A 7,495-nucleotide genomic window follows, 5' to 3' on the forward strand; every position below is an offset into this window, starting at 1 on the left:
CTGTACCTCGAAGCGATCGCCCGCGAGCTCAACGAGCGGCCACGGCAGTGCCTGGGCTTCTACACTCCACGGGAAGTCTTCGAACGCCTACTGAAGGACAACGTTGCTTCCACGAGTTGACACCGCCGGGTGCTTCCTTAGCTAACGACATCGTCCAGTTCTCCACGTGTGGCCGATGGGTTCGCTGAACGACAACACAGAACGAACACCGGAGCCATTATGTCGAGAAGCGGAACTCCACGACGTCCCCATCAACCATGACGTAGTCCTTGCCCTCCATGCGGACCTTGCCGGCAGCCTTGGCGTCATTCATCGATCCGGCGGTGTCGAGGTCGGCGAACGACACGATCTCCGCCTTGATGAAGCCCTTCTCGAAATCCGTGTGGATCACGCCGGCGGCCTTGGGGGCGGTGTCGCCCCGGTGGATGGTCCAGGCGCGGGCTTCCTTCGGGCCGGCCGTCAGGTAGGTCTGCAGGCCGAGGGTGTGGAAACCGGCGCGGGCCAGCTGGCGGAGACCGGGCTCGTCCTGGCCGATCGAGTCGAGGAGTTCCTGGGCGTCCTCCTCGTCGAGTTCCAGCAGTTCGCTCTCCACCTTGGCGTCGAGGAAGACGCAGTCGGCGGGCGCGATGGCGGCGCGCAGCTGCTGCTTGCGGGCGTCGTCGGTGAGCACCGCCTCGTCGGCGTTGAACACGTATAGGAACGGCTTGGCGGTGAGCAGGTGCAGCTCGCGCACGCTCGACAGGTCGAACGAATCCTTCGCCGAGAACAGAGTCTTGCCCGAGTCGAGGATCTCCTGGGCCTTCTTCGCGGCGTTCGCGGTCTCGACCAGGTCCTTGTTCTTCTTGGCGTCCTTCTCCAGCCTCGGCAGCGCCTTCTCCAGGGTCTGCAGGTCGGCGAGGATCAGTTCGGTCTCGATCACCTCGATGTCGGAGAGCGGGTCGACGCGGCCGTCGACGTGCACCACGTCGTCGTCGGCGAAGACGCGCACCACCTGGCAGATCGCGTCGGCCTCGCGGATGTTGGCGAGGAACTGGTTGCCCATCCCCTCACCGACGGATGCACCCTTGACGATGCCGGCGATGTCGACGAACGACACGACGGCCGGCAGGATCCGCTCGCTGCCGAAGATCTCGGCCAGGCGGTTCAGCCGGGCGTCGGGCAGCTCGACCACGCCGATGTTGGGCTCGATGGTGGCGAACGGGTAGTTCGCCGCGAGCACGTCGTTCCGGGTCAGGGCGTTGAACAGAGTGGACTTGCCGACGTTGGGCAGCCCGACGATTCCGAGGGTAAGACTCACGGGGGATCAGTCTATCCGCGCAGCCCAGGTCACGGCGGATCGCCCTGCGGCGATGACCGGAACCGGGAGAAGAACCCCGCCTTCTCGGCCGCTTCGGCCTCGGCGTCCTCCCGCTGGATCTGTTCCCCCGCGGCCAGGCCGATCCGTTCCAGCACGTATCGCAGCAGCACCGCCAGGCACGACGCGGCCGGGACCGCCAGGAACGCGCCGACGATGCCGAACAGACTCCCGCCGAGGATCACGGCCAGCAGCACGATGGTGGCGTGGAGCTCCATCGCCTTGGACTGCAGCCACGGCGACAGGAAGTTCCCCTCGATCTGCTGCACGGCGAGGATGATGCCGAGCACGATCAGCGCGGTGGTGAAGTCGTTCATCACCAGCGCCACGAGGACCGCGAGGGCGCCGGCCACGAACGCGCCGACGATCGGCACGAAGCCGCCCAGGAAGGTGATCACCACCAGCACACCGGCCAACGGAACACCCAGGATCACCAGGCCGATACCGATCAGCGCGGCGTCGACCGCACTCACGATCGCCTGCGTCCGGATGAATCCACCCAGCGTGTTCCACATCCGCATGAGGACCTCGGCGATGTGCGACCCGGTCGGCTGCCCGACCGTGCGGTCCAGCCACGGCAGGAACTTGGGTCCGTCCTTGAGCATGAAGAACACCAGCACCAGCGCGGTGAAGCCGGTCATCAGCATCGACGTCGCCGCGCCCACCCCGCTGAACACACCCGAGGCGATGGTCGACGAACTGCTCTCCAGCTTGTGGACGATGGTGTTGACGATGCCGGACATCTGGTTGTCGTCGATGTTGAGCGGCGGCCCCTGCAACCAGTCCTGCACCTTGCGCACACCCTTGACCGCCTGGTCGGCGAGCTGCGGCGCCTGATCGACCACCGACGGCACGATCGCCCCGAGCACCCCGGCGACCACCGCGATCGTCGCCAGCATCGCGAACAGCGCCGCGACCGCCGGTGGCAGTTTCTTACGCATCCAGCGCACCGGCGGCCACAGCACGGTCGCCACGATGATCGCCAGGAGCACCGGCAGCACGATCGTCCACAGCTTGCCGATGATCCACATCAGCACCCACAGAAACGCGAGCACCAGGATCGACTGGAGGCAGACCATCGCCGTCGATCGCAGCCCGGTCAGGAACACCCGCGACCGGCTCGGATAAGGCTTCCCGGTCCGCGGATCGGTCATCACGCGCTCGGTGACCGCGGCCAGATCGTCCGGCTCGGCGCGAGCGTCTCGTTCGGCCTGTTCGATGGCCTCGATGTCGGCGTCGTCCACCCCGGAGATTCCGCGCAGGTCGTCGTTTTCGTCGCTCACGCCACCATCGTCACACATGGGTCCGACGTCCGTGTTGCGAGCGCGTGGCGGTCTGCGCGTTCCACCCCGCCACCGCCATGTCCGAAACCCGCTAGCAACGACGCCGGAGCGCTGCCAGACTCGGTGTCGTGCCCGTCGATACCGCCCCGCGCCGCGCCGAAGCCCCGGACTTCGAGCGCTGCTACCGCGCACTCGCGGCACGCGATTCGCGGTTCGACGGTCAGTTCTTCGTCGCCGTCTCATCGACCCGCATCTACTGCCGGCCGTCGTGCCCGGCCCGCACCCCGCGCCGCGAGAACGTCGCCTTCGTCCCGACCGCGGCGGCGGCCGTCGCGCTCGGCTACCGGGCCTGCCGCCGCTGCCTGCCCGACGCCGCGCCCGGCTCGCCGCGCTGGAACACCGGCGCCGACCTCGCGAGTCGTGCGATGCGGCTGATCGCCGACGGGCTGGTCGACCGCGCCGGGGTCGACGGCCTCGCCGCCGCCCTCGGCTACACCCCGCGGCACCTGAGCCGAGTCCTGCGCGCCGAACTCGGCGCCGGACCGCTCGCGCTCGCCCGGGCCCATCGGGCGACCACCGCGCGGGTCCTGCTGGTCGGCACGACGATGCCCGTCGGCGACGTCGCTTTCGCGGCCGGATTCTCCTCGATCCGGCAGTTCAACGACACGCTGCGCGAGACCTTCGCCCTGTCGCCCACCGAACTGCGCCGCCGCTACGCGGGCACCGGGCCGGCCAGCGGGCCGCTGACTCTCCGGCTGCCGCTCCGCCCACCGTACGACGCCGCGTGGACCGCCGCCGGGCTCGCCTCGCATGCGATTCCCGGCCTCGAACACTGGGACGGCACGACGTTCCACCGCACCCTGTCGCTCCCGCACGGCCCGGCGCTGGTCTCGCTGACACTCCCTTCGACAGGCTCAGGGGGCGAGACGAGAAGCTCAGGGCGCGGGACGACGGGTTCCGGCCGGGACGACTACGCGACCGCCCGGTTCGAGCACCTGGACCTGCGTGACCTCGCCGTCGCGGTGAACCGGCTGCGCCGGCTCGCCGATCTGGACGCCGACCCGATCGCCGTCGACGCCGCGCTGAGCGCCGATCCCCGACTGGCGCCGCTGGTGACGACCGCGCCGGGCATCCGGATTCCGGGCGGCGTGGACGGCTACGAGACCCTGATCCGCACCATGGCCGGACAGCAGATCAGCGTGGCCGCGGCCGCCACCCGCCTGGGCTCGCTGATCGCCGAACTGAGCGAACGGGCGCCCTGGCACGACCCCCGGCACCCGGAGATCCCGGCTCTGCTCTTTCCCACCCCGGCGGTCCTGGCCGACCACGGCGCGGAGGCGTTCCGCGGACCCCGTCGCCTGGCGGGGGCCATCGCGGGCGCCGCACGCGCCGTCGCGACAGGCGAGATGGAACCGCATCCAGGGTCTGCTGCGTCTAAGTTACGGACCGAGTTACTCGCCCTGGACGGCGTCGGCCCCTGGACCGCCGATCAGGTGGTGATGAGGGTGACCGGCGACCCCGACGTGCTCCCGGCCGGCGATCTGGTGATCGCCCGTGCCGCGGACAGTCTGGGCATCGACCTGGCCCACACGGAGAACTGGCGACCGTGGCGGTCGTACGCGGCCATGCATCTGTGGCGCCACCGCCTGCCACCGACATAGGAGAGAAGAGGAACATCATGACCGAGACCATCGACGCGGCTTCCGTCCCGGAGTCGCTGGGCTGGGCGACGGTGAAGACCCCGGACGGTCCGTTCACCGCGCTGTTCGATGCCGACGGCACCGTCTACGCCTCCGGCTGGACCGCCGACCACGACTACTTGGCGGACCTGATCCACCCGGCGCTGCGCCCCGCGAAGCTGGTGAAACGGCCCGGCGGCGCCGTCATCGAAGCGGTGCGCGCCTATTACCGGGGCGATCTCGCGGCCCCCGCGGCGATCGCGGTACGACAGCGGTCGGGGCCGTTTCTGCAGGTGGCATGGGCCGCGCTGCGCGACGTTCCGGCCGGTCCGCCGGTCACCTACAGCGAGTTGGCCGAGCGATCCGGGAACTCCGGGGCCATCCGGGCGGCGGCATCCTGCTGCGCACGGAACGCCGCGGCGCTCTTCGTGCCCTGTCACCGGGTGGTCCGCCGCGACGGCACCCTCGGCGGCTTCCGCTACGGGCTGGAGATCAAGGAATCACTGATCGCCCGCGAGAGCGTCGCTGCCTAGCGCCGCGAACCGGCGAAAGTCCAGGTCAGAGCGAATTGTCGGAGGTGTGGTGCACCATGACGCCATGACCGCATCTCTCGTCATCACCGGGCTCGTATGCCTGATCGCCGGCGCCGTCGCCGGCTGGTTCGCGCACCGCAGCGCCGCCGGCGCGGTCGGCACGGCGAGCAGCGAGGCCGCACGCGAGCAGTCCGCCGTCCTCGGCGAGGAGATCAACGAGATCGTCGAACCGCTGCGGCTGACGCTCGACCAGCTCGGCGACGAACTGCGCCGCACCGAACGCGGACGCATCCACGCCCATGCCGGGCTCAGCGAACAACTCCGTGGCATGCATCAGATGTCGGTGCGCCTCCAGGAACAGACCAGCAGGCTCGCCGGGGCCCTGCACGCCCCGACCACACGCGGACGCTGGGGCGAACTGCAACTGGAGCGGGTGGTCGAGTTGTCCGGCATGTCCCGGCACTGCGACTTCAGCACCCAGGCCTCCGGTCTGGACGACGACCGCCGCGTCCGCCCCGACCTCGTGGTGCATCTGGCCGGAGGACGCACCATCGTGGTCGATGCGAAGGTTCCGCTGCACGCCTACCTCGAAGCGAGTTCGGGCGACGCCCGGGCCGGTGACGACGCCGCTCTGCTCGCGCGGCACGCGCAGGCCGTCCGCTCCCACGTGACCACACTGTCGGCGAAGCGGTATTGGACCGCCCAGCACAGCTCACCCGAATTCGTGGTGCTGTTCTTACCCGGCGACGGCATCTTGGAGGCCGCGACGCGGGCCGACCCCGGGCTGCTCGACTACGCCTTCGGACGAGATGTGGTGCTGGCGACGCCCGGCACGCTCATCGCGCTGCTGCGCACGGTCGCACTCGGGTGGCGGCAACACGCCCTCGCCGAGGACGCCGCGACGATCCACGCGCTCGGCCGGCAGCTGTATCAGCGCATCGACGGGGTGCTCGGGCATCTGGAGAAGACCGGAGGGGCGCTGCGGCGTGCGGTCGAGTCGTACAATGCGGCAATCGGGGCAATCGATACGCGACTGGGTGTCACTGCGCGGAAATTGTCGGAATTGGAGGCGCTGAGCGACGTGATCCCGGCCGGAGAGCGGCCCCGCGAACGGCTTCCCACCGTCGATACCCAGGTGCGAGTTGCGTCACGAACCACCTGAGAAAGTGCCGCGCCACGGGCCGGGCATCTGCGGCGCCGCGACCGCACCCGGTACCGTTGACCCGTGGCTTTCCGTATCACGACCGGCACCGACGTGCCCGCAGACCAGCAGAGCGTGTGGCCCGGCATACCCGGGGTGCCCTGGTGGGGCGCGGTACTCATCGCCGCCGTGTGCACCGCGATCGGCGCTACCGCCGACGCGCTGCTGAACAATTCGCTGGGCCTGACCTACAACATCTGCTTCCTGGTCGGCTGCGTGCTGGCCGCGCTCGCCGTGCGACGCCGGGCGCTGTTCACCGCCGCCGTTCAGCCGCCGCTGATCACCGCCGTCATCGGCCTGATCAGTCTGTGGAGTCTCGCCGCCGCCAACAACGACTCGACCAAACCGCAAGGAATGCGCTCGGCGGTGCTGAAGGTCGCACTGCCGTTCGCGAACCTGTTCCCGTGGATCCTCGGGGTGTTCCTGGGAACGCTGGTGATCGTGCTCGCGCGATGGTTCTTCACTCGTGCGGCCGTGGCCGCCGCCGGCACTCCGGGCAAGACCCGCAAGGACAAGAGTGCGAAGGGCACGTCCGCGAAGCGGACGAACGCCGAGCGCAAGAACGGCACCACGGCGGCACAGAGCAAGACCGCACAGGGCACGACGGCACCGGGCAAGGCGACGCAGGGCAAGGCGACGCAGGGCAAGGGCGGCAGCGAACGTCCCGCCCGGAAGGACGACGCCCGCGCACCCAAGAAGTCGCGCCGACCCGCCGATCGGCCCGCACCCGAGGACACGCGCCGTTCCCCGATCGCGGACGAGACCGCGGCGGGCGGCAAGGCCCCGAAGACTCCGCGCCGTCGCCCCCGGCGTCCGGCCGCCGACACCGCCGCGGCACAGCCCGCCGCGGCGACCGAGTCGCGCCCGGTGGCGAACCGCGCGACGCCCGAGCGCACCCCCCGTACCCGCCAGGACACACCGCGACCGGAATCGGCGCGCCCCGCGGCCTCGCCGACTCGCGACCGTGTCCCGGCCGACTATCCGGCGGCGCCCGCCGTGCGGAAGGCGCCGACCGCGGCCAGCCGATCGCAGGACCGCCCGGTGCGCCGGGCTCAGCCGCAGGTGATCCCGCCCGCCGACCGGTCCCGTCGCACCGCGGGCCAGCGGTTGCGTGACCAAGGTGCCATCGAGGACCTGACGCTCGGCATCGACGACTGACGTCGCCGGACCGGGAGTCGTTTCGACACGGTCTGCGCCTAGCGGCTTGACCGGCTCAACGGGCTGTCTACGGGGCGTTTCGACACAGACCCGACCAACTTTCAACAGGGCTGTCTACGAGACGCTTCAACACAAGACTGGACCGACTCAACAAGCTGCCTGAATCACCCCAGGTTTGATGCCGCTCCTTTCTGAGTCCCATCAGGAAGGATGACAATCATGCCCAAGAAGATCGATCCCGCCGTCCAGGCCCGTGCTGAGCGCCTGTGGCGCGAGCACGGCGCCGA

The 7,495-nt window shown here is 69.8% G+C and carries 6 protein-coding genes and 1 pseudogene; 5 read left to right on the top strand and 2 right to left on the bottom strand.

Annotation, left to right across the window (positions count from 1 at the left end):
• Positions 1-120, top strand: a pseudogene (locus ACSEEN_RS21065) (IS30 family transposase); the annotation flags it as partial.
• 97 nt (positions 121-217) lie between these two features.
• Here ACSEEN_RS21065 and ychF read toward each other — a convergent pair.
• A complete protein-coding gene (gene ychF, locus ACSEEN_RS21070) occupies positions 218-1,297 on the bottom strand; it encodes a redox-regulated ATPase YchF (RefSeq protein ID WP_440714220.1) in 1,080 nt (359 codons plus the stop codon).
• 29 nt (positions 1,298-1,326) lie between these two features.
• Positions 1,327-2,637 (bottom strand): AI-2E family transporter, encoded by a 1,311-nt coding sequence (locus tag ACSEEN_RS21075; protein WP_440714221.1) that lies wholly within the window; start codon positions 2,635-2,637, stop codon positions 1,327-1,329.
• Between the two features lie 128 nt (positions 2,638-2,765).
• Between ACSEEN_RS21075 and ACSEEN_RS21080 the strand changes: the two genes are divergently transcribed.
• From ACSEEN_RS21080 to ACSEEN_RS21095, 4 genes are all read left to right on the top strand, one after another.
• Complete coding sequence (locus tag ACSEEN_RS21080) at positions 2,766-4,298, top strand: DNA-3-methyladenine glycosylase 2 family protein (protein WP_440714222.1); 1,533 nt, start codon at positions 2,766-2,768, stop codon at positions 4,296-4,298.
• Positions 4,299-4,315: 17 nt separating this feature from the next.
• The gene (locus ACSEEN_RS21085) at positions 4,316-4,849 is read left to right on the top strand and encodes a methylated-DNA--[protein]-cysteine S-methyltransferase (RefSeq protein ID WP_440714223.1); all 534 of its coding nucleotides are present in this window, start codon (positions 4,316-4,318) and stop codon (positions 4,847-4,849) included.
• 64 nt (positions 4,850-4,913) lie between these two features.
• Positions 4,914-6,011, top strand: a complete 1,098-nt coding sequence (locus ACSEEN_RS21090) for a DNA recombination protein RmuC (RefSeq protein WP_440714224.1) — start codon at positions 4,914-4,916, stop codon at positions 6,009-6,011.
• A gap of 63 nt (positions 6,012-6,074) precedes the next feature.
• Positions 6,075-7,208 (top strand): DUF6542 domain-containing protein, encoded by a 1,134-nt coding sequence (locus ACSEEN_RS21095; protein ID WP_440714225.1) that lies wholly within the window; start codon positions 6,075-6,077, stop codon positions 7,206-7,208.
• The last annotated feature ends 287 nt before the right edge of the window (positions 7,209-7,495 follow it).

The organism is Gordonia marina, from assembly GCF_052036135.1.
In the GTDB taxonomy this organism is placed as follows: Bacteria; Actinomycetota; Actinomycetes; order Mycobacteriales; family Mycobacteriaceae; genus Gordonia.